Below are 23,402 nucleotides of genomic sequence, written 5' to 3'. Positions count from 1 at the left end.
ACCAGACCTGTTTCCAAAAACTGCTAACTCCCACGCAGTACAAAATGTTACAAATTTTGGTAATGCTATTACAATTTCATAAATCTGTGACAATAGAAAAGCTTGCGACTATCTTTCCACAGCCGATACTATTTGAAAGCCGTCGTCGCAGTATCCAACGATTCTTATTCGTACCACAATTGAGTATTAAAGCCCTTTGGTTTCCATTACTGAAGCGATGGGTAAAAGACCGGAAACTCAAACAGGGGAAACGACTAACATTAGCGATTGACCGTACCCAGTGGCGTGACCAAAACGTTTTTGTTATCAGTCTCATAGAAGACCGACGAGCAATTCCGATTTATTGGCAATTGTTATCGAAAAGAGGATGTAGCAATCTGGGTGAGCAAAAAGCCTTAATCCGTCCAGTCTTACAGTTGTTTAAAGGATACAAAGTCTTGTTGTTAGGTGACAGAGAGTTTCATAGTGTAAGATTGGCGAACTGGCTACAGTCCAAGCAAATTGGGTTTGTCCTACGTCAAAAGAAAGGGACATATATTCGCCTCTGAAAATCAATCTTACCAACGCGCTCGTAATGCTAGGGATAGTTCCAGGAGTCTCGTTCTTTTTAGAAGATATTCAAGTGACTAAACAACAGGGATTTAGTCGGTTTAATTTAGCTGGATATTATCCCCGTAAATATCGAGGAAAAGTCGAGCCATCCGGTTGGTATCTACTCACCAACCTTTCCAGTTTGAAAGCAGCACTTCAAGCATTTAAACAACGTAGCGGTATAGAAGCAATGTTTAAAGACTGCAAAACTGGTGGCTACAATCTAGAAGCTTCTCATACTACCAATGAACGCTTAATTGTCCTAATTTTATGAATCGCCATTGCCTATAGTTGTGCTGTTTTATCTGGTCGTCGTAGCAGACACATGGGAGTACAAAAATATGTGGGACGGTTAAATGAGTTACGGCGAACGTGCCGCCGACATAGTGCCTTTTGGGTTGGTTTATATGGTCAGCTATGGGTAGGTGCAATGGAGTCATGGACAGATTTAGCATCTGCATTAATGCAAACTAAGCCCAATAAACTGCTCTATTTCCAGAAAGGTCTACGGGCTATGGTACTGATTCAGTCTGCTTTGTAGCCTCGTTGTCACCCCTTCAGCAGCAGCAGGTAAAGGTAGCGACGACTTGCCCTTACCCGCGATCGCAATTAGATCGATGGGAAAACCATCCCCCTGCCTGTGGTAGAGGTCGCCCCAGATCGAAAAGTGATGGATGACATTGTACTCCTGGTACAAGGTAAAGTAAAAAGCCCGACTCGATCGCAAATTGTAGCGGTTGGAACGCTCCGCCTCTGCCCCTAACTTTCCCCTCAAAATCAGAACTGCCCTCCCCTCTGGTTTCATCGCCTTGAGCGCGTTGAGGGCGATCGCGTGGTCGATTTGCGTCGTGCTGTAGCGCCCTAAGTTAAATAACTTGACTCGTCCGCGCTCGTCCATCACCGAGTTAAAAGGAGGATTGGCAATGACGATATCGTGCTGTTGGGCGGGAAGGTAAGTCACGGCATCTTCTTGAGTCACCGTATATCCCTGTTGCCGCAGGTCAGCCGCTCGTTCGCGGTTGAGTTCGTTGACCGAAGCAAGAGTCGGATTGGCTGCGGGCAAAAGCGCGCCGTTGCCAGCTGTCGGTTCGTAGACAGTCTTTTCTGAAGTCATTTAGGCTAGCATTGCCGCCAAATACGCGATCGGAACGGGAGTGCTGTATGCTTGTTGAGCGATACTGGTACTAGAGCGCGTACCGAGCGTTGGCTGACGTTGGTATAAGTCTACCAGTCGAGCGTATGCTTGACGAGGATCTAGCTGGGCAGTAGCAATAATTTTGGCAGCTCGGACTAACCCTCTCTCCACTGACTCATCGACTAACTTGGCGATCGCCGTTCCAGGTAAAACTGAAGTATCTAATATCTTTGATGCTCGTTCGCGGGCTGAGACAATTGTGGCAAAACTTCCGCCTTGGATGAAGCGATCGGCGAAAGCCGAAACTAGTTCGTATTCTCGATCCATATTGCTTAAAAGTTCGGTTGAAGGTCAAGCAGAGGATGATGCTGGATATTTGTCTCCCAATCGCAGATCAAATTTTCCTCTCTTCATGCCTTATAAACAGATGCTCGCCAACCAATTTACCGCTGGACTGACTTGCTTTTGTACTTTAGTAATTGCAATATAATCTATCATGCAAAAATGTCGGAATTTCACTCTCAAATATTAAGTAAAGTAAAGCACGTTGCGAACGATTGATTGTCAAGAAGCTATTGAAGCAATAGACGAGCTAATGCTTCTCAAAGCAGGTAGACGCTTGAGCCAGGATGAACAGCTCGTTATAGAAGCGGCTTGGGAAGACAAACACTACAAGGAGATAGCCCAAACTCACTCCTCCACAATCGATCGGTTACAACGCGATGTCGGGCAAAAGTTGTGGATTTTGCTGACAGGAATTTTAGGGAATGGGGAAAAAATTACCAAGAAACGGCTGCGGAGCATCTTAGAACGAAGAATGGTAACAGGCTTCCTTTTGTCATCCGTTCCCAGTCAGTCCAATCCTGTTAATACCTCTGCTATACCTGTGATTGGGGGACAGCCTCCTAACGTGCAAACTTTTTTTGGACGCGAGGTAGAACTGAATCAACTGAGGGAAGCGATCGCTCATAGTCGATGCGTGGTGCTTTATGGCGCACCAGGAATTGGCAAAAGTGCTATGTCCGCAAAACTAATTGACCAAATTAGTAAACAGCCGCACTCCCAATTCAATTACTTAATTTGGAAATCAGTTCATAATAGTCCGCCACTGAAAGCCTTACTCGCTAACTTGCTCAAAGTTTTAGCCCTAAAAGCATTTCAAGAGCAGCGGTTACGAGAGGACACACACCAGCTAACGGCACTTTTCATCGAGGCACTCTCGATGCGTCGCTGTTTATTAGTACTAGATACTGCCGAAGTCTGGTTGCGACAACAGCGAGATAGTAGCTGCAATCCCTACTCTGAGCAATACTCGGAATATGCTACTTTCTTCCGCACAATCGTCGAAGAAAAACATTCTAGCTGTATTATTTTGACCAGTAGAGAGCCTTTCAAAGACTTAATGAAATTACAACGTTCGGGACGACCGAGTGATTCGTTCAAGCTAGAAGGTTTGGATGTGAAAGCAGCTAAGGAGATTTTGCAAGCTAGAGGACTAACTGACGAGCAGAAATGGTCAGAATTGCTCGAACCCTACTTAGGCAATCCCGCAGCAATCGAATTAGTTGCCAGCCGCATTGAAAAGTTCTTTAGTGGAAGTGTAGCTAAATTCCTTCACTACAAAACCGATCTAATTTCGGAAATATTTAGAGAAATCTTAGCCCAACAGTATCAACCAGGTCGATTAACTCATTTAGAGAAGCAAATTTTGCTTTATTTAGCAGAAAAGACAATCGATGCTTCTGGAACAATTGGTTTCACCCAGATGTTTGAAGAGTTACAAACTCGCACAAAAAATACTTTATCTTGCTCAGGGTTAGTTGAAGCTATAGAAACTCTGGGCGATCGCTCTTTGATTGTAGTGAGCGCGGATAAAGTCACGAAAGAATTGTTCCTCAAGCTCCCACCAATAATCAAAAGATATGTAATTCAACAGGAACAGACGGGATTGCTAGGTACAGCTCCTGAATTATTCAGTTTATCCAAGCCTCCTGAGAGCTTTGCCGTGTGAGTTATTGTATCAATCCTTATTGCAGAAATCGCATCAATTGTGACGATTTAGAACAGTGCCAGTATTGCGGCACTCAATTACTCGTTAACGGACAGTTTCGTTTACTCATGCCCCTGCGCCCGCTAGATACAGACAGCTCCACGGAAGTATTTGAAGTCGTAGACGAGCAGGGAACGTGGGTAGACCCACCAGGAACGCACAAAGTTATGAAAATCCTCAGCTCCACAAACTCTAAGTTAATTGAGTTGATGGAACGAGAAGCTAATGTGTTATCGCTAGTGGATTCTCCAGGTATTCCTAGAGTTGACGTAGATGGATATTTCACTTTTCAACCAAATGGAAATGCCCCACAGTTACACTGTTTAGTGATGGAGAAGATTCCTGGTCACAACTTGAATGATTGGATAGAGCTTCACGGGAAGATTTCTCAAGTTTTGGCTCTAGATTGGCTTAAACAAATCGTAGAAATTCTCGGCAATCTACATTCTTATGGATTCTTCCATCGAGATATCAAACCAACAAATATTATTCTTAAACCCGATGGACAATTAGCATTAATCGATTTTGGTGCTGTCCGCGAGACGACTAACACTTACATGGCAAAAGTGAGTAGAGGTTTGATTAGTACAACTGATGTAGGTGGATTCTATAATGTCACTGCGATCGGAACGGCTTGCTATACGCCGATAGAGCAATTGAACGGGAAAGCCGTACCGCAATCAGATTTTTATGCATTAGGACGCACGTTTGTCTATTTGCTCACAGGTATTCCTTTGCTCGATATCCCTAGCGATCCCAAAACAGGGCAGTTGATGTGGAGAAAACTAGCAGCGCAAATTGACGAGCCTTTTGCTGACTTTATTGATGAGCTGATGGCTCACTTACCAGGTAAGCGACCGCAAAATACTCAAATTATTTTGCAACAACTGGATCGTTTACCTTTCAAGTCGAAGCTGAATCGTCTAGTTAAGTCAAAACCATTTAGATTTGGTGCGATCGCCTTAAGTTTATTCTTAGCTTTTGGAGTTTATAAAATCTCTTTGCCTGCAATCGTTAATTCTCTATTAGAGCAAGGAAAAAAAGCTCAACGAGAAAATCGCTTGTCAGATGCTCGACAAAATTTTGACTTGGCAATTTGGCTGAAGCCAAACACTGCTGATTCAGTTTCCAGCTTTTACTTCGAGCAAGCCTCTCGCCATCAAAATAATCCGGCAATTGCTAAGAAAAATTATGAGCTGGCAATAAAATATAACCCGCATGATGTAGATGCTTACAATAATTTGGCATTGACCTGTCAGCAAATGAATGACTACAGATGTGTGGCAGATAACTATCAAAAGGCATTTCAATTAAAACCTAATAATTGGGAAGGGCATTACGGCTTGGGAAGCTTTTACGACGATCGCGGAAAATACGATCTCGCGGAACAGCAGTACAAGCTGGCAATTGGGATCGATCGCGATCGCGCCGTCGGTGCTATTAACAACTTGTCGCGCCTGGGAAATCTAAATGGAGAATATGATGCAGCCATAAAACTAGCGCAAGAGGGTTTAAGTAAAACTCAGGTTCCTGACTCTCAAGCTGCTTTATACAAGAATCTAGGCTGGGCAAAATTTGGACAAAAACGCTATCTAGCAGCGAAGAATCACTTACAAAAGTCATTGCAATTAGACCCGCAAAGGGTTGATGCCTATTGCCTACTAGCACAGACGCAGGAAGCTTTAGGAGAAAGTGCCAAGCTGTCCTGGGAGGTTTGCCTGCTAGCGAGTTCGGATTTACCAGAGGTGCAAGAATGGCGACAACAAATATTACAGAGACTTTGGCAGCGATAGGAATCCTACCATCGGCATATGCAAAAGCATCAACCATCCTGCCATTACTGTAATAATCACTGCAATCATTGGTATTCCTTCTCTGATAAATGTCGAAAAACTTGACCAGATGTAGTTTATCGATCGTGCTTCTACTCACGTTCCTAGATGGGAGTATTGCTGTTGCTCAAGCTTCATCTCCCAGACGGAACGCCAGTCAGTTAAAGTGTACTCCTATTGGGCGCGTGCTGAACAATAGCGATCTCGACTTAAAAGCTGGTAGCCTAATTTGTCCAGGCGATCGCTTACAACCAAAGAGTGGAAGAACGGTTGAAGTTTTGTGCTACTTCAACCAACAAATTTTACAGTTAAAAGGTGGTAATGCTACTAACCAACTCAACGGTTGTCTGCCCAGAGCCACAAGATTTAAACCATGTACTCCAGAAAATCGCAGTGCTTGTCCCAAATTCAAAGGTCCAGGTGAAGGTAACAACAATCCAGCGATAATTAGCCCCTACAGCAGCGCACTATTGAATCGCCGTCCAACCATCTCCTGGTATGCTGTCACTCATGCTACCAGCTATACCGTGCAAGTGAGCGGTCAAGGCGTGGACTGGCAAGTTGTAGTGAAAGATCGGGTGTTAACTTACCCCAAGAATCAGCCAGCTTTGCAATTTGGCAATGCCTACAAAATTACTGTAATTGCTAACCGCAATGACTCTGCTGTGAGTGCTAGTACTTCGGTAGTTAACTTAGTGCCGGAAAATAATGCTCAGAAGATTGCAGCGAGAATTAAGCAGATACACAATTTAAGCTTGCCTAAAGATGAGGTTGCTTTCCTCGACCTTGACGCTATTTATATGTCACAGAATTTATTGAGCGAGACAATTAACACCCTCAACGGTAGAGCCAAGGCAGGTAGCCGAAATCCCACTTTATATAGAGTGTTGGGCGATCGCTATTTAGAAGCAGGATTACCCCAGGAGGCTAGGCGCGAGTACACAACAGCAGCACAATTGGCAGCAGCAGTTAATAATTCAACCGAGCTGGCTAAGGCACGAATCGGCTTGAGGCGGGCAAATGCTATAGCCAGCTTCCAACCAGGATAAACGACGACCAGTAGTACGGGTGTTGAAACTTGGGATTTGACAGTAATGTTAATTGCGCTTGCCTCAATGCTTCTGCCTTGTCAAGACCATTCTTTAACCCACTATAGAACTCGCCCATCAGTTGAGCGGTAGAAGTCGCATCAACTAACCACAAAGTGGCGATCGTACTCCGCGCCCCAGCTTGCGCCGCTACTCCGGCAATTCCCAACGCCGAACGCTTGTCTCCTTTAGCAGTTTGACAAGCACTTAAAACCAATAGTTCGAGGCTAGTTGACTCGCTTGGCGCTCGATTTCGTAGCAGCCCATTCAGTTCCCTGACATCGAGCGCCCGATCCCAGGCTAAAATTACCGTTTGCTGCGGATCGGAGCTGAATTGCCCGTGTGTCGTGAGATGAATGACTGGAAAATCAGTAATATCTATCTGTTTGCGGAAGCGATCGCTCGTAAACTGTTCGTTGAGTAGTTCTACTGCCGCAGTAGTATTCGCTTTGACATCCGCGACTTCTTCTGCCACTTCAGGTAGAGGAGTCAAATTTGGCGGAGCGTTAGGAGCAGCAAAACTGGGACTTTTTTCAGATAGACCTGCAATCAAAGCCTTCAATCGCTCTTTTTGTAGAGCTTGAGGTTGCCGCAACTGCGAACCTAATGCGACTGAAATACCGTACTGTTTGACTAAATAGTTTTGTCCGTCATGCAATAGTGACATCGGTAGATTTTGAAAAGGGCTGTCTAGGACAAATACTAATGTTCCTGCCTGTGGCAAGTAAGATTTTATTGGTGTAATAAGCAACTTATAAAGTTTTTGAGTATATGTCAGAATTTCTCTTTCATCCGTATAGACAAATTTTGGCTCTTGCAAGTTAAGCAGCAAATTATCAACGTAACTTCTGATTGATGATGCATTTTGAGTGTAGCGATGTAGAGAGCGATCGGGCGAACGAACTATGACTTCGACATTCTCTCCTAGTTGAATAACATGAACGATCGCTGGTGGATTTTTAGAGAATTGAATTTTATCTAAAGAAACGAGATCGAGTTTACCGCACCCAAGAAAATTTTCTAATTCTGCTACCTGAAGCCTTTCGTTGATTTGAATTGCGCGTTCGAGATCGGGATGAGGAGTTGCTAGCAACAACTTAATGTATTGTCGGTAGATGGGTTCGACCTTCTCCTTAAATGAAAATTGCAGTTCTGAATTAATTGACAGAAGATTATCTCTCAGAAGATCGAGGTTGTTAATTGCAGCTGCATATGCCTTTCTCGCCTTGTCCAATTCCCCTGTAGCTTGATATAAGCGAGCCAATTCTTGCTGCCACCGATAAGCAATATCCCAAGCTCGAATCGATTGAGCTTTCCCTAAAGCTGTTTCTAGAAATGGTTTGGCTCGTTCGGGTCTTTCTAGTTGGAAGTAGATCTTACCTAGAGTTCCCAAAGCAAAAGATTGCGCTCGGATATCGGGTAATTTTTCAGCAGCTTGTAGAGACTTTTGAGCTAAAGATAGTGCTGTCAGTAAGGGCTGTTTCTCTGCTAGGAAAAGAAACTGGCTTAACTCTCGCTCTCGATCGATCTTTATTAAGCTCTCGGCAAAATTGAGTTGAGCGTAGATAGATGGTATGGCTGAAAATTGAGCAAATTGAGCTGTTAACAGCGGTTCAATTACTTGTTGAATTTGAGATTTGTTGTTACCTAACAACGGTTTAAAAGCTGAATTAGCCTCAGATGCAGTTTCCCTAAAATTTAGTAGTAAACTCAGTTGGTTGAGTCGTGCTTGTGTTGCTGTACTTGCTCGCTCGAAGTTGGCGATCTGTCGATACAGTGCGAGTGCTTTGCTGATATTCTCCTGCACTTGCTTTTGTAACCGATCTTTTGCCAATGGTTCTTCTGTTAACTGGTATCGATCGAGCGATCGCCTGTAGAAAGTTGTTTGGGTATTAGCTAAACTCAGCAGAAGATCGTTGAAATCCCGTTTGGCGTTTTGGCGTTTGGTGATCGAGAGTGCTTTTTGCAAAGCAATTTCAGATTCATCGGGTTTACCAAGCAGCCGCAGTACATCACCTAGACTATGTAATCCAGCTACTAAAACGGTTGTATCCGAGCGCCCTTCAAGCACTTGATCCAGAGATTCTCCAAATTTTTTGGAAGTAGAATTGTCTACCTCCACTGGCTCGCAAATCCATTCTTCTAGCTCGATGACTTGTAATAGAGTTTTGCAGGCACGAGGATATAAGCCTTCTGCTTGTAAAGCCAAACTTTGATTCACCAAGCTGCCTTTCACGCCAACGCGATCGCCTAATTGCTGATAGATTTTTGTAGCTGACTGCCAAGTTTGTAAGGCATGACTTGTCTGACCCCGATCCAATTGCTTGTGACCTGCTTGGGTTAGCGATCGCGCTTTGTGATGCTGTTGTATGTTTGTTTGAGTTGCCTTAGCCAAGAATACAGGTAATCTTGCTTGGCTAGTTTCTGAGTGACCCAAAAAAAGCAACAAGGACAGACCGATCCCTAGCAAAAAATGCTTCCACCAGTACCAAGACTTACTCATGCTGTCGTGCTGTATTTTCTGAAGGTAAAGATTCTCTAGCCACGGGTTGCAACCGACATGAAAGAGTAGAAGCAGAACTATCTGAGATGGCAGCGTTAGGCTCTGCCGTTAGAATAATTGTCCCATCAGGATTTTGCCTCCAACCTTGTGCCTCGACTAGCTGTGTTGGTTCTCCAGATATTGATGAGTTTGGTTCTCCCAAATCCTCGCCAGCAATAGGGACAACAGAATTGTCGTGCCAGCCCCCATTACTAGAGAGCAAGTCATCAGGGCTAGATGGAATACCACCAGTACCAGTGATGACATATTCACTTACCCCTGCGTTCGACCTTCCTTGACAAACTGAGGCAATTTCAGGAGTCGAGCGGACGACTTCTGGCTGAGTTAGATCGCGGCTAGGATTGACCAGTAAAGTATTAATTTGGACAGTGCCATTAATTCCTAGCTGCGAACTAGCAGCGATCGCCGTATTGGGCGAGCGAAAGAAGCCTTGAGTATTAATGCTAACTCTGCCACCATTACCTCGGATGGCATTAGCTACAATGCTACTGTTACCTGTAGTGGTAAGGATACTGCTGTCGATTTTGATGTTGCCACCATTGCTATTCCCTCCAGCACTAGCAGTAATCGCACTATTGCCTAGCTGTAGGTTTTCAGATTGTAAGTATATATTACCTCCTTCACCAGCAGCCGTAGCAGCAGTAATACCTCCGTTATTGTTCAAGTTAATGGAACGAGCATTAACCTGAATTTGTCCGGCATTGCCTGACCCATCGTTACGGACGTTGACTAGACCTCCATCTGTCACGCTCAGCTTTTGGGTGTTAATTGTCACATCTCCAGATGCTCCAGTTAATTGAGGCGGCGTTCCAAAGGCTTGAACTAAACTTTCATCCAGGATGTTAGCAGACGAAATCACCAAACTAGGATTGCGAGATCCTGGTACTACGCCACTCACCTCTACGGAATTTTGGGCATTGATATTGACGCTACCAGCCGCACCAGCAGCAATCGTAGAAGAATCAATCCTACCGCCATTACTCACAATTAATCTCGATGTATTAATCGTTAGCTTGCCAGCTTCACCAGTGCCAACAGTTGAGGCGGTAACGGCACTAGGCAAGAATAAATTTGGTTTAACTCCATTCATTTGAACCGAGTCAGTCGCATCGATTGTGATGTCTCCTCCTTTTCCACTGCCACCGGTTGTCGATGACAAAATGCCTCCTCCAGCCGCAATTAAATCTTTAGTTGACACTTTCAAATCGCCAGACTGACCCGAACTGAAAGTAAAAGAAGAAACATTGCTGACTGCTCTGGGAGTAATGGGTGAGCCGCCGATGACTTGTAGAGATTCGGTCGCATTTAAGATGATGTCGCCTGCTTTTGCATTGCCATAAGTTCGAGTTGTAATCGTGCCTCCTGCTTGTAGAACTAATTTAGGTGCTGCAACTGCTATCTCTCCTCCATCTCCCAATCCTAAAGTTTCATTCCACAAACTACCGAGAATTCTGGCTTCTGGATCTGTACCGCTGATTTCCACCGAATCAGTGGCATTGACACTAATATTTCCAGATGGTTGTCTGCCTTGATTCTGTGACAAGATTACAGAACCATTACTCAAAGTTATCCGTTGACCTTGTAGATGAATCGAGCCACTTGGATTACCGCTAACATCTAATAAAGAGCGTTTTGAGAGCTGAATATCTCGGAAATTTGCAGCATTTTGATACTGCACGCTCAATTGCGAGTTAGTAAGGTCGAGAGTGGCAGTTCCATTTTCGACACTGCCTAATTCAATTCGACCCCCTGCCGTCGTTAGCAGACCCCCTTCTAAGTCAATCTCTCCTCCTACCAATGCCAGCGTTTTACCTGGTTTGACACTCAAACTAGCATTCAAGCTATTGTTCCTACTCACTGGTACATTACCAATTCCGCCAAGATTGTGACCGACAGTCCGTACCCGAATCGAACCTGGATTACCTTGAAAATTTAATCCAATCGGTACGCTGATAGTTAACAGGGGTGTATTTCCAGTAGCTTTAGCACTAAATTCCTTGCCATCCACAAATTTGACGCTACTCGCCGTACTGCCAACAAAAGAGCCACCAATATTTAATCGTGCATTGGGACCAAAAATCATTCCGTTAGGATTGATTAAAAATAGGTTCGCAGTACCGTTGGCTCGGATGATGCCATCAATATTAGAAATCGAGCCACCTGTAACTCTGCTAAAAATGTTTTGTAGATTTTGAGCAGAATTGAAGTAGGCAGTATTGCCAGTAGGGAGAGAAAATCGCTCGAAACTATGAAATAAGTTGCCACCCGCTTGAGTGCCTCCAGTAATAATTTGCTCTTTGCCAATAACCTCAACTTGAGAATTATTTAGTAGCGTAGTATCTGGAACAATTTGAGCGGAGATTGGCAGTGAAGCAACAAAGCAGAGCGTTACATTTGCTGCAATCAGCTCCAATCCGCGCATCCAATATCTCTGAATCATTTCTATTCGCGAGTGCGACAGTTTTTGACCAAATTTTTAGTCATGAATATCTGCTTAGCTAATCTGGCTGCGATCGATTGTAAGACAGATGTAACCACAGTTTCTTTTTTTGTAGAATTTTGCTCGATAATCTGTCAAAAGATATAATGTTGCCGAAAAAAAGGATAAAAAAATGCCTGCGTGTCACAGCAGCTAGTTGTGGGTTAATCGTCACCCTTCTGGGGTTAGATATAGCTGTATCGGGTAGTGTTTACCATCCTCTAACTTATGCTTATCGCTTCATCAGTTGGTTAGAGTGTCAGCAGTTGACAGCACCGAGCTGTGGTAGAGTCACTATTTCTAACTCGCCCAACCCAGTAACGGGGAAAAACGGTGTTGTCGTCACCACACAACGCGAAGCATCTAGAGTCGGATTGTCAGTTCTCAAGCAAGGTGGCAATGCTGTGGATGCAGCTGTAGCTGTGGGTTACGCGCTAGCTGTTACCGATCCTTGCTGTGGCAACGTTGGCGGTGGGGGATTCATGCTAATTCGCTTTGCCAATGGTAAAAATACTTTTCTCAACTTCCGCGAGCAAGCGCCATTAGCAGCACGCCCGAATATGTACCAGGATCGGCAAGGTCAAGTGGTTTCTAAGTTAAGTAAAGAGGGTTACTTAGCTGTTGCCGTACCAGGGACGGTTAAAGGATTAGAGCAGGCATTGAAACAATATGGCACTCTCAGCCGCGCTACTGTGATGGCGGGAGCGATCGCCCTAGCCGAAAAAGGCTTTGTCTTGCAGCCAGGAGATGTCGATATCCTTAACTCGAATCTCAAGCAGTTTCAGGCACAACCAAACGTTGCAGCCATCTTTTTGAAACATGGCAAAACTCCCTATCAAGTAGGCGATCGCCTGATACAAAAAGATCTGGCTCAAACTCTCAAACTGATTGCCAAGGGGGAGCGGATGGTTTTTATCGGGGTGCGATCGCGGCGGAAATTGTCAAAGCCAGCAACAAAAATGGTGGAATTCTGACGCTGGAAGATTTTACTAACTACAAAGTCGCTCAAACGTCGCCCCTTTCGTGCAGCTATCGGGGATATGAGGTGATTTCTGCGCCTCCCCCTGGTGGTGGCGTGACTTTATGCCAAATGCTGAATATTCTCGAAGGTTATCAGCTCAAACAGCTAGGCTGGCACTCAGCAAGCAGTCTACATCTGATGTTTGAGGCAATGTTACATGCTTACGGCGATCGCAATACCTACTTGGGCGATCCAGCTTTTGTCAACAATCCCACAGAACGACTGCTATCGAAAGAGTATGCGGCTAGAATTCGTCAGCAGATTTCGACAACTCGTGCCACACCTCCACGGCAAGTTTACTCTCGCATCACATCTGGTCGAGAAGGAACGAATACAACTCATTACTCAGTTGTGGATCGTGATGGAAATGCCGTATCTGTGACCTACACGATTAATTCTTACTTTGGTGCTGGAGTCATTGCCCCAAGAACGGGTTTTTTCCTCAACAATGAGATGGATGACTTTGCAGCAAAACCTGGTGTCCCGAATCAGTTCGGCTTGGTACAGGGAAAAGCCAATGCGATCGCACCTAGTAAGCGACCGCTCAGTTCTATGTCTCCCACAATTGTGATGAAAAATGGCAAAGTTGTCATAGTGACGGGTAGTCCTGGTGGTTCCACCATTCCTACTACTGTTCTCCAGGTTCTTACCAATGCGATCGACTATGGCATGAAGATCGACAAAGCTGTCAATACTCCTCGCGTTCACTACCAGGGATTGCCCAATTTTGTGATTACCGAACCCTATACCCTTAACTCCAGTGTCTTTGGACAATTATGGGGAATGGGATACAGGGTAGTGCCATTTGGCAGTTGGGGTGCTGCCGAATCGATTGCGATCGATCCTCAAACTGGGCTGCTTTACGGTGCTAACGATCGCCGTAAGAGTGCGGGAGCGGCTATAGCATACTAACTTGGTGTACTGTGGCGGTCGCCCCGCTCAATTTTCTGCATTCAGACTTGGCGATTAGAAAATCTCGCTCAAGTCCATAACAAAACCAGGCAGTACATCTTCCCCTGATAAAGTCGTAGGCGATTGTATTACCTCTACATCTATCCCAATGCGATAAATTTCCACAATTTGTCTTTGGGGATCGAGCAGCCAACCTAAAAGAACTCCATTATCAAGGTACTCCTGCATTTTTGCCTGTAATGGCTTGAGATCGTCAGTAGCAGAACGCAACTCGATAACGAAATCGGGTGCTAGAGGCGGAAATTTCTGGCGTTGTTCTGGCGTGAGAGCTTCCCATTGCTCTAATCTGACCCAAGCAGCATCGGGAGAACGATCTGCGCCATTGGGCAGTTTGAATCCTGTGGAGGAATCGAATACTTTTCCTAAGCGAGTTTGCTTGTTCCAAGCTCGCAGTTGAAAGTTCATCTCCGAGTTACGATCGCCTGTTTCTCCCCCTGTTGGTGGCATAACAATCAATTCACCTTCTGCCGTGCGCTCAAATCTGACATCCCGATTTGCCTGACACAGTTGATAAAACTGCTCGTCAGTTAAATGGATTGCTGGTTCTAAGTTTAAAGTAATTGCTGTCATAAGCTATGGAGCGGTAAGTCTACCGATCGAGAACGCAAAGGCGACTGGGAAACAAGAGCCAGGTTAGAGAGAGTATTAGCTATTACTCTTACTTTATCCTTAAGAGCCAACAATTGAGTACCTCATCCGCTAGCCTGCCCCTCTTCTTTTGTTTCAAGAAAAGAACATTCTGCACGCACAAGTTTTAACAATTACTCAAGAAATCTGACGCGCTCTACCTACTCGTTTAGGTTGGTTGCTGGGCAGGGAAGCAAGATATGTCTCAATAGCTCGCCTATGAGTTTTTGGATCGGAGCGTGTTGCGGCGTAGTCTCTCAATAGCTCGGCATTGTATCTGACACAGTATTTTCCATAACGTACAAAGTGAATTCCTTCAAGCAAACGATCCTCTGGACGTGCTTTTTCACTGCGAAGTTTTTTTAGAGTATGGATTGATAAACCAAGAATCTTTGCCGCAATATGTTTGTTAATCCAAATTTCAGGAATGGGATAATTTTGAGCAGTCGAGTGGTTCATTACCATTTATAGCCAACCTATATGAAGCGAGTATTCTGAATGCCAAAAATCGATAACTTCCTTCGGGTACAGGACTAACAATATCTCTGAATGGCAGTAGTATGTCAGTTAGGAGAATTGTTGCATTCCAGTTCCAAAGTGTCTTCTTTATGGTCGATTGTTCAGTAGAAAGGCAACGATCGCAACTACTTAGTAGCTTTGTAAACTACTGTTTGCTCAACCACAAGTAACGTTGAGTTGTTTATTTTATTTCTTCGCTAATTATACCCAATAATATTTATTTTCCCTAGAGTTGTTTCATCTAGAGAACCATATCTTTCTGAAGTTACATAGTATTTAATTAAACGCAAATCGGCAGTAGAAAATATAAAAACCTCAGTTAGATAGTAAAACTGAGGTCGGGATTAATTAATGAAATTTAGGTTAAGTCACACAACTTTTGTGGCACTCAAAGTTCTGGCAGCCGAGGTCTAGAGTTGACGTTGCCAGCGTAGTTCTTGAACAGCACCTGCACGTCATGTCCTGTCAGTTGAGCAACCATAACTGGGTTCATTCCTAGATCTAAAGCATGGCTAACGAGAGTGTGACGAGTAGTGTAAGGTTTGCGATAGTCAATTTCTAAACGAGTAAGTACTGTTTTCCAGGCACGGTTCCTGAAATTGTTATCATCGATTGCTCCTCCTTTGGGAGCAGTAAAAACCAATCCCTCTGGGTCAAATTCAGCAGGTCGTTTAGCTAGTAATATTGCTTGTAGCTTGGGTGTTAGGGCGATCGTTCTGGCGCGATTGGTTTTGGTGGACTTTCTCACCTTGCGACTCAAGCTTTCGCCAATCCATACGGTTGAGCAATCATTACTAACGTGTTTCCATTTCAATCCAATTGCTTCACCTGTGCGGCAACCTGTACCAAATAAAAACTCTACGTAGTCAGCATAGTGATGGTAGTAGCGATCGCTTCCCAAAGCATGAACGATCGCCCCCATCTCTTCACGGCTGAAAGGCTTAGGCGGTTGCTTTGGTGCGGGCTTGATGCGCTTGGACATTTCTTTCCAAGGATTAGATTCAATCAGGTCTTGCTCGATTCCCCATCGCCAGCAAGCCTTAATTAGAGCTAATCTATCTTTTGCTGTAATTGGTTCGATCTGAGTTAACAGCCAGTCAGTGAAGGTTTCTGCATCAACCTCTGCGATCGCACTTGCAGGATTGTCTCCAAAGCACTGCTTGAAATACCCAACAATCGCGGCATATTTAGATAGAGTCGGAGTTGCTAGATACTTAGCTTTACTCTCTGTAAACTGTTCAAACAGAGCAACTGCTGAGAGCTGGCTTCGTTTGGATATAGCTTCAAATTTGTACTTTTTCAGAGTTGGGTCAAAATTACCTGTAGCCATGTCTCCTTCTATCTGTCTAGCTTTTTGGTCAGCTACGATTCGGTTCGTCTTACTATCGGGTAGCCCCAAGTAGAGAAAGTAACGCTTTCCGGCGTAGCTCCACACTAAACGCAGACGTTCCTTGAATATCTGAACTACGACTGTCCCCTTAGCTGCTTTCTTCTTTTGTTGAGATTGAGATACAGATTGAGATAAAGATCGAGAACCTGAATTTATCTCATGTGGTTTCTTCGTAGCGTCCGAAACCCTTGCCATATGGTTAATAGTCCCGATTAAATTATCTCAATTTTATCTCAATTCCAGCTCTAGATATCTCGATCTGTACCCATTTTTGGGTTGCTTATTGAGAATGAACTCGTAAACAAAGTTAGGCTGATAAACTACAAAACCCTTTAATAGAAAGGGTTTGCGACGATGGAGAATAGGAGACTCGAACCCCTGACCTCTGCGGTGCGATCGCAGCGCTCTACCAACTGAGCTAATTCCCCGTACTAATTTTAGATTTTGGACTGCTAGTCTCAAATTCCTATATGCCACTTGGTATTTTAACATTCAGCGACGGTGGCTTGTGAGTTTGCTTTGGAAAGTACTTGTTGCACCCATTCCAAATCTAACTGGTTGAGGTAATCTACAGCCCAGTTTGCTTGACGTTGCATCATGTGAAATGGATAGGTATTTGCAACTCCAACAACCGGAATTTTTGCTGTCTTCGCTGCTTGGATTCCTGCTGGAGTATCTTCGATCGCAATACACTCTCTTGGCTGCAACCGAAGTTCGGGATAGAGTTGGTTGAGGCGTTCTACTGCCAACAAATAGCCATCTGGTTCTGGTTTACTGGTAGTAATATCATCGCCAGCAACTAATACAGAAAAGTATTGTGTCAAATTCAAACGCTGCAAAACTAATTCAATTTCCGATCGCATTGCGCCACTAACTACAGCTAACTTTAATTGTTGGCTACGGGCTTGAAAAACCAAATCTTCTAAACCTGGATACGTAGGTAAGTTAGGAATTTTTTCTAATTCTTGCTGGTATGCCTGCGCCTTGCGCTGCATTAATTGGAGTAAATATGTCTCACTCACAAATCGACCTCGACGTTTGAGCAATTCAGCTAAACAAACGCGATCGCTTCTCCCTAGACAAACTTCTTCAAACTCACCCGGGATTGGGCGTAAATTTTCTTCAACTAATAACTGTTCGATCAGTTGTTTATGAATCGGTTCGTCATTAATAATAACGCCATTAAAATCAAATAAAACTGCCTTTAACGCCATACTATATTATTACCTTAATACCCAGGAGCCGGAATCCATTCCTCTGTTATTACCATATCTTCTTCTGTCTCCTGTCTCCTGTCTCCTGTCTCCTGCATCAAAGGCTTAATTCCACGAGTTACTTGATTGACTAACCACACATCATCAGTCTGCACTGCTGCAAAGCCTGCTTTACCCATCCAGACATCCAAATTTCCCTGCGCAAATTCTCGAATGTATGGTTCCTCAAACACATTATTCAACCAATCGAGATGGCGTAAAGTCTGCTGATTGCCATCCAAAACGATCGCCTCGCCGCCTGCTTTCAGCAATCGAAAGCTTTCCTGCAAGATCGCTTGAGTTACCTGTGCTGGCGTTTCGTGAAATAACAAGGATATCGTCACCAGATCGAAACTGGCAGCTGGTAGTTTTGTCTCTTCAGCATTTCCATGCAGCCACTTAATCGCTAATCCTGCGGTTTTGGCTTTGTCTTCTGCCCTGACTAGCATGTATGGCGATAAATCTAAGCCGATAACTTCTGCTTGGGGAAAAGCCTGTTTTAACATCAGCGTCGTGGAACCAGTACCGCAGCCTAAATCTATAATTCTGCTTGGCTTAACGCGAATACGTTCTAGCAATCCTTGACGGACTAGAGTTTCATTAGGTAGCAGGACGTATTGAGTAATTGGATCGTAAGAAACAGCTGCACCAGAATTAAGATATCCGCCCTTAATTCCGTGAAAATTTTGACTGCTGTAATATACGGGAACCTTGACCTCTGGACGGCGAAAGCGATCGCTTTCTTTCTCCCAGTCTATACTACGGGCGTATCGCCTTAACTCCTCTTCGTCAATAAATAAACGCACGACAGGCGCTAAGAACTGTTCCCAAATTGTATCTTGACGCGCTGCCATAAGTATGCCTCGCTAAGGGACGATCGCGACTTGCTATTTCTATTTACAAATTTTAATACATTCTTGCAGTTGTCAGTGGCTAGTGGCTGGTGACTAGTGACTAGAATTGTCTTGCTCCCTCAACTTCCCCAACTCCCCCAACTCCTGAAATTAGCCAGCTAACAAAACTAAATCGGGAACTTGAAAGAGTGACTGATAGGCAAGTACAGCCCCGCCAATTGCTGCCGCATCTTCGCCAAAAACTGATACGTCAAAACGAGCTTTCGGATCGCTGAAGAATCCACCACCACCATTACCAGGTACGCAGTCTCGCAACATCGAGTCCAATTCCTCTTTAACGTGAGGAACCAATACAGCAAGCGGTCCACCGATCGCGATTCGTTCGGGATTGAGAATATTTGCTAAGTTAATTAATCCCCAGCCTAATATCTGCACCCATTCAGACACAACCGCGCGGGCGAGGGGTTCGTCTTGGCGGAAATGTACGACCAAATCGCCAATTTCTCCTGCTTGTCCTCCCCGCTGGCGATAGTTTTGCAGCAACGCCTCTCTACCGACAAATGTGCCTAAATCTCCGCAGCCAGTTGGCATTGGTAAAATTGCCCCGACTTCCCCCGCAGTGCCGTAAGCGCCGCGAAAGATGCGATTGTTTAACACGATTCCCGCCCCAATTCCCTTATTAATTAATAGATAGAGCAAGCTATGACAGTGCATGGCACTACCTAGATACACCTCTGCTAAAGCGGCGGCGTTCGCATCATTATCTACAAATAAAGGCAATTGAATGTGAGGCTGAAGGTAGCGGCGCAGATCGACACCTACCCACTGTAAAAATGGCGAATAGATGACCACACCTGCTAAGTTCATGGTTGCTTGGATGGCTAGCCCAATTCCTCGCGATCGCTCTTGTTTGGTCGGATCGGACTGCTGCACTTGCCCAATTAATTGTCCGAGTTGGCTGAGGACAATTTCTGGTTCTCGACTACCTATTAGTGGTGCTTGAATGCGGTTGACAACTTGGGCAGCTAAATTCAACTGCACTACCGTTAGCTGTTCGTACTCGATCGCCGCACCAATAAAAAATGCCCCATCGGGATTTAAACTCAGTCCGACTCCTGGTCTTCCCCCTCCAGGAGGCGCGATAATTTCACCGCTTTCTCGAATTAAGCCCTGCGAGATTAATTCGGCTGTAATTACGGTAACAGTCGATCGCGTCAGTCCTGTGGAACGGGCAATTTCAGCCCGAGTCTTTGGCGCACGACATCTAAGAAGTTCCAAAATGCGGGCATAGTTGATTTGTTTTAACAGTGTTGTATTGGTGGCGATCGATGGTGAATGTCGATCTGCGGTCATTTTTCTAATCTTTAGTAAGTTTGTTTTTCTAACAAACAAATTAGCATTATAGAGACGTTATGTGTGTAGAGACGTTCCATGTCACATCTCTGCTGGAGAAAAAGATATGAAAAGCTTCGACTGTGAGGCAGTCCTATTCGATCTCGACGGTGTATTGGTCAATTCAAATGTAGCTGTAGAAGGACATTGGCGTAGATGGGCGCAGCAGCACGGTTTAGATGCAGAGGCAATTTTGAAAATCTCTCACGGTCGTCCGGCGACAGAGACAATTCGCGAAGTTGCGCCGCACTTAATCGCAGAGGAAGAAGGTAGGGCGTTTCTGCAACGGGAGGCGGAGGATTTAGCTGGTGTGGTGGAAGTGGAAGGAGTAGCAAATTTACTTGATTCTTTACCAGATCGGCAATGGGCAATTGTCACGTCAGGGACGCAGGCGATCGCAACCAACCGTTTGCGTCATGTTGGTTTGTCCGTTCCCAAAGTCATGATTACGGCAGATGATATTAGCCGTGGTAAGCCCGATCCTGAAGGATATCTCAAAGCAGCATCAAGGTTGGGTGTCCCACCAGAACGCTGTCTGGTAGTGGAGGATGCTGTGGCTGGTGTCAAAGCGGCACGGGCAGCGGGAATGAGTGTGGTGGCGGTGGCGACGACTTATCAGCCAGCAGATTTAATTGAGGCGGATGCGATCGTACCTGCTTTGGTAGGGATGGCGATCGAGCAACAGGTGATGGATGGCGATCGGGTTGGGTTAAGAGTGTTGTTAGCAGAGGCGTGAGGAAGTCAGAAGTTGTAGGGGCGGGTTTAGCGCATAGATCGACCACTGAAACAGTGAATCTTTGGTGAAAACCCGCCCGTACCCAAGCCAAATAAATGCAGGGGAGATATGGGTGATAAGCGGGTGTTAGGCAAAAATGTGAAGCGATCGCATTTTGGGAAAGAGGCGGTTTGGTTTGGGGTAGCGATCGCGTTTTATGCTTTTGTGGCGATCGCAGTAGCAGAGGCGGGATTGGGGGTTTTGTTGCCTTCGATTTTGGCTGCATATAATTTAAATCCGGCAACTGTAACGCTGCTGTTTATCAGTCAGACGGGTGGTTATGTTGTGGCAGCGTTCTCTAGTAGTCTGATTAGCAGCCGTTTGGGGTTGGCACGGATGCTGTTAGTAGCGGCAATGTTGCTGATGGGGGCGCTGATAATCTATGCGCTGAATCCGTTTTGGTGGGTGATGGTGGCGGCTGGCGTGCTTTTGGGGCTGGGAATTGCCCTGATTGATGCTGGAATTAACACTTTTATTGTGGATAACCAACGGACTAACCATCTCGTGGGAATGTTGCACGCTTTTTATGGTGTTGGTGCATTGTTAGGTCCCACGATCGCCACTTCGCTACTAGCTTTTGGGTTGAATTGGCGATCGATCTATTTGGTATTTGCAGGAGTGGTAGGGCTGTTGGTGGTGGCGGTGGCTATAGCGATCGTCCAAAATTATCGACCGATGACGCAGAAAATCAATGCTTCTGGGACGAGTGCTAAGGCTAATCTCCGCGTTGCTTTACAGACACCTGCTGTCCTGCTAACGGGTTTGCTATTGATGGTTTATGTGGGTGCAGAGGTTTGTGTGGGTAATTGGGCTTACTCGGTGCAAAATCTCAGTCGCGGGATCCCGCCAATCGTTGCTGGATACAGCATTAGCGCTTACTGGCTGGGACTGACAATTGGGCGTTTGAGTTTGGGATATTTCATGCGACGACTCGGTGCAGTCCGCACGTTGGATATTTCTCTAGTGGTGCTGAGTATTGGTTTACTAGCTTGGTGGCTAGTACCAAACCTGTATTTGAGCTTACCGCTGATTGGTTTCGGGTTTGCGGCAATCTATCCGGCAACAATTGCCTTATTACCACAGAGGATATCTCCTGCATTAATACCAGCCGCGATCGGTTTCGTGTCGAGTGTCGCTAGTTTAGGTGCAGCCAGTTTGCCCAGTGCAGTCGGTTGGATCGCCTCCCGTACTAGTTTGGAAATTATTCCTGTTTTAATGATGCCTCTAGCCCTAGTGATGGTAATTGTACATCGATGGCTAGTAGGAACGGGGAGCAGGGAGCAGCGATCGATGTAGGGGCGGGTTTCACCTAAAATCTCTGCTAAACGAAGCGGTTTAATAAACCCGCCCTTACACCCATATTCGGAGGAGTTCTCTTGTTGTATTTTTTTGTAGCACAATGTATTATGTAAAATGAACTTGCATAAGCTAAGTTAGTATTCTCCCCTGTAGAGATAGTCAATCTGGGAATCAAAAACCCAAGTATTCTCTAGGGGCGCACAGTCGTGCGCCCTGGGTCATGTTTCTGTAGGGGCGCACAGTCGTGCGCCCTGGGTCATGTTTCTGTAGGGGCAGCCGTGCGCCCTGGATCATGTTTCTGTAGGGGCGCACAGTCGTGCGCCCCTACAGAAACATCAGTTATTTTTCCTTAATTTTTAACTAAAAATATGCCATACGAAAAACTAGAAATTAATACACCAGCACCCGTACTTTCTTGGGCAAATCATGCTTTAGGACATGAAGAAACCCAGATGGCGAAAAACGTGGCATCGCTACCATTTGTATTTAAACATGTCGCATTGATGCCCGATGTCCACTTAGGTAAAGGTGCTTTAGTCGGCTCGGTTGTAGCAACTAAAGATGCAATTTTGCCTGCGGCTGTGGGAGTAGATATTGGTTGTGGCATGGCTGCCATTCAAACTCCATATCATGCCGAACAATTAGAAGGCAAGTTGAAAAAAATCCGTTTGGATATTGAAGCATCAATTCCAGTTGGTTTTAACGAAAATAAAGATGTAGAAAAATCTATTACTAACTGGCAACATTGGCATGATTTTAAAGATCTACATCGCGGGGTGCAAGACTTGCAAGGAAAAGCCATGAAACAAATGGGTTCTCTTGGCGGTGGCAACCACTTCTTAGAAGTTTGTCTCGATACGGAAGATCGAGTTTGGTTGATGTTGCATTCTGGTTCCCGAAATATCGGTAACAAGTTGGCACAGTGCCATATTAATACTGCTAAAGAACTAGCAAAATTAGCAGGCGATCGCTTGCCCGATCTTGACTTGGCTTATTTTGTTTCCGGTACGTCAGAGTTTGCTGCTTATTGGCGAGACTTGCAGTGGGCACAAAACTATGCCCGTGTCAATCGTGACGTGATGATGGCACGCTTTAAGCGAGTTGTGGAAAAACATGTAGCTGGTGGTAAGCCATTCAAGCCTCTATTAGAAGTCAATTGCCATCACAACTATGCCGAAAAGGAAGTGCATTTTGGCGAAGATGTTTACGTGACTCGTAAGGGTGCGGTAAGGGCGCAGACTGAAGATTATGGGATTATCCCTGGTTCAATGGGTGCGAAATCATTTATTGTCAGAGGTAAAGGTCATGCTGAAAGTTATTGTTCTTGCAGTCACGGTGCGGGGCGTTTGATGTCTCGTAATAAGGCAAAAAATGTCTATACACTTGACGATTTGATCGAGCAAACGAAGGGCGTAGAATGCCGCAAAGACACGGGAGTTTTAGATGAGATTCCTGGGGCATATAAGCCGATAGACGAGGTAATGAATAATCAGTCAGATCTGGTCGAAATTGTAGCAACATTGAAGCAAGTTGTTTGCGTCAAAGGTTAAAGTAGGGTGGGC

Annotated in this window: 18 protein-coding genes, 1 tRNA gene and 1 pseudogene; 9 read left to right on the top strand and 11 right to left on the bottom strand. The window is 45.1% G+C overall.

Going from position 1 to position 23,402, the window contains the following annotated elements; translation table 11 throughout:
* The first annotated feature begins 86 nt into the window (after positions 1 to 86).
* Both M5J74_RS18800 and M5J74_RS18795 read left to right on the top strand, forming a co-directional pair.
* On the top strand, positions 87 to 548 hold the full coding sequence (locus M5J74_RS18800; protein ID WP_250012731.1) for a hypothetical protein: 462 nt from the start codon (positions 87 to 89) through the stop codon (positions 546 to 548).
* Between the two features lie 26 nt (positions 549 to 574).
* Positions 575 to 865, top strand: a complete 291-nt coding sequence (locus M5J74_RS18795) for a hypothetical protein (RefSeq protein ID WP_250012730.1) — start codon at positions 575 to 577, stop codon at positions 863 to 865.
* Positions 866 to 1,096: 231 nt separating this feature from the next.
* On the opposite strand, the gene M5J74_RS18790 is transcribed toward M5J74_RS18795, so the two are convergent.
* Both M5J74_RS18790 and M5J74_RS18785 read right to left on the bottom strand, forming a co-directional pair.
* The gene (locus M5J74_RS18790) at positions 1,097 to 1,705 is read right to left on the bottom strand and encodes a hypothetical protein (protein WP_250012729.1); all 609 of its coding nucleotides are present in this window, start codon (positions 1,703 to 1,705) and stop codon (positions 1,097 to 1,099) included.
* Entirely contained in the window at positions 1,706 to 2,053 is a 348-nt protein-coding gene (locus M5J74_RS18785; protein WP_250012728.1) for a hypothetical protein, read from the bottom strand.
* Positions 2,054 to 2,273: 220 nt separating this feature from the next.
* Between M5J74_RS18785 and M5J74_RS18780 the strand changes: the two genes are divergently transcribed.
* The 3 genes from M5J74_RS18780 to M5J74_RS18770 all read left to right on the top strand — a co-directional run bounded on the left by M5J74_RS18780 (position 2,274) and on the right by M5J74_RS18770 (position 6,657).
* The gene (locus M5J74_RS18780) at positions 2,274 to 3,737 is read left to right on the top strand and encodes an AAA family ATPase (RefSeq protein WP_250012727.1); all 1,464 of its coding nucleotides are present in this window, start codon (positions 2,274 to 2,276) and stop codon (positions 3,735 to 3,737) included.
* The gene (locus M5J74_RS18775) at positions 3,734 to 5,569 is read left to right on the top strand and encodes a serine/threonine-protein kinase (RefSeq protein WP_250012726.1); all 1,836 of its coding nucleotides are present in this window, start codon (positions 3,734 to 3,736) and stop codon (positions 5,567 to 5,569) included. The genes M5J74_RS18780 and M5J74_RS18775 overlap by 4 nt, the downstream gene beginning before the upstream one ends.
* Before the next feature lie 125 nt (positions 5,570 to 5,694).
* Entirely contained in the window at positions 5,695 to 6,657 is a 963-nt protein-coding gene (locus tag M5J74_RS18770; protein WP_250012725.1) for a hypothetical protein, read from the top strand.
* Here M5J74_RS18770 and M5J74_RS18765 read toward each other — a convergent pair.
* Both M5J74_RS18765 and M5J74_RS18760 read right to left on the bottom strand, forming a co-directional pair.
* On the bottom strand, positions 6,632 to 9,199 hold the full coding sequence (locus M5J74_RS18765; protein WP_250012724.1) for a CHAT domain-containing protein: 2,568 nt from the start codon (positions 9,197 to 9,199) through the stop codon (positions 6,632 to 6,634). The two genes, M5J74_RS18770 and M5J74_RS18765, sit on opposite strands and share 26 nt — an antisense overlap.
* Positions 9,192 to 11,699 carry a filamentous hemagglutinin N-terminal domain-containing protein gene (locus M5J74_RS18760; protein ID WP_250012723.1) on the bottom strand — a complete coding sequence of 836 codons (2,508 nt, stop codon included), beginning with the start codon at positions 11,697 to 11,699 and terminating at the stop codon, positions 9,192 to 9,194. The genes M5J74_RS18765 and M5J74_RS18760 overlap by 8 nt, the downstream gene beginning before the upstream one ends.
* A 146-nt stretch (positions 11,700 to 11,845) precedes the next feature.
* Here M5J74_RS18760 and ggt point away from each other — a divergent pair.
* A pseudogene (gene ggt / locus M5J74_RS33525) lies at positions 11,846 to 13,671 on the top strand (gamma-glutamyltransferase).
* 54 nt (positions 13,672 to 13,725) lie between these two features.
* On the opposite strand, the gene M5J74_RS18745 reads toward ggt, so the two are convergent.
* From M5J74_RS18745 to M5J74_RS18715, 7 genes are all read right to left on the bottom strand, one after another.
* On the bottom strand, positions 13,726 to 14,301 hold the full coding sequence (locus M5J74_RS18745; RefSeq protein WP_250012721.1) for a Uma2 family endonuclease: 576 nt from the start codon (positions 14,299 to 14,301) through the stop codon (positions 13,726 to 13,728).
* A 195-nt stretch (positions 14,302 to 14,496) separates the two neighbouring features.
* A complete protein-coding gene (locus M5J74_RS18740) occupies positions 14,497 to 14,823 on the bottom strand; it encodes a hypothetical protein (protein WP_250012720.1) in 327 nt (108 codons plus the stop codon).
* A gap of 442 nt (positions 14,824 to 15,265) precedes the next feature.
* Positions 15,266 to 16,462 carry a tyrosine-type recombinase/integrase gene (locus tag M5J74_RS18735; protein ID WP_250012719.1) on the bottom strand — a complete coding sequence of 399 codons (1,197 nt, stop codon included), beginning with the start codon at positions 16,460 to 16,462 and terminating at the stop codon, positions 15,266 to 15,268.
* 160 nt (positions 16,463 to 16,622) lie between these two features.
* Positions 16,623 to 16,695, bottom strand: a tRNA-Ala gene (locus M5J74_RS18730).
* 57 nt (positions 16,696 to 16,752) lie between these two features.
* Entirely contained in the window at positions 16,753 to 17,481 is a 729-nt protein-coding gene (locus M5J74_RS18725; protein WP_015155585.1) for an HAD family phosphatase, read from the bottom strand.
* 14 nt (positions 17,482 to 17,495) lie between these two features.
* Positions 17,496 to 18,374, bottom strand: coding sequence for a class I SAM-dependent methyltransferase (locus M5J74_RS18720; RefSeq protein WP_250012718.1), 879 nt, complete (start codon positions 18,372 to 18,374; stop codon positions 17,496 to 17,498).
* Between the two features lie 150 nt (positions 18,375 to 18,524).
* Positions 18,525 to 19,727 (bottom strand): ROK family transcriptional regulator, encoded by a 1,203-nt coding sequence (locus M5J74_RS18715; protein ID WP_015155583.1) that lies wholly within the window; start codon positions 19,725 to 19,727, stop codon positions 18,525 to 18,527.
* A 106-nt stretch (positions 19,728 to 19,833) separates the two neighbouring features.
* Between M5J74_RS18715 and M5J74_RS18710 the strand changes: the two genes are divergently transcribed.
* The 3 genes from M5J74_RS18710 (at position 19,834) to M5J74_RS18700 (ending at position 23,390) form a co-directional block, all read left to right on the top strand.
* Complete coding sequence (locus tag M5J74_RS18710) at positions 19,834 to 20,502, top strand: HAD family hydrolase (protein ID WP_250012717.1); 669 nt, start codon at positions 19,834 to 19,836, stop codon at positions 20,500 to 20,502.
* A 108-nt stretch (positions 20,503 to 20,610) separates the two neighbouring features.
* Positions 20,611 to 21,837: a sugar MFS transporter gene (locus tag M5J74_RS18705; protein WP_015155581.1), complete on the top strand. Its 1,227-nt coding sequence runs from the start codon at positions 20,611 to 20,613 to the stop codon at positions 21,835 to 21,837.
* Positions 21,838 to 22,208: 371 nt separating this feature from the next.
* Complete coding sequence (locus M5J74_RS18700; RefSeq protein WP_250012716.1) at positions 22,209 to 23,390, top strand: RtcB family protein; 1,182 nt, start codon at positions 22,209 to 22,211, stop codon at positions 23,388 to 23,390.
* The last annotated feature ends 12 nt before the right edge of the window (positions 23,391 to 23,402 follow it).

The sequence above is a fragment of the Chroococcidiopsis sp. CCNUC1 genome (assembly GCF_023546805.1).
GTDB classification, from domain to species: domain Bacteria; phylum Cyanobacteriota; class Cyanobacteriia; order Cyanobacteriales; family Chroococcidiopsidaceae; genus Chroococcidiopsis; species Chroococcidiopsis thermalis.
This window is presented reverse-complemented; position numbering and strand designations above follow the sequence as displayed.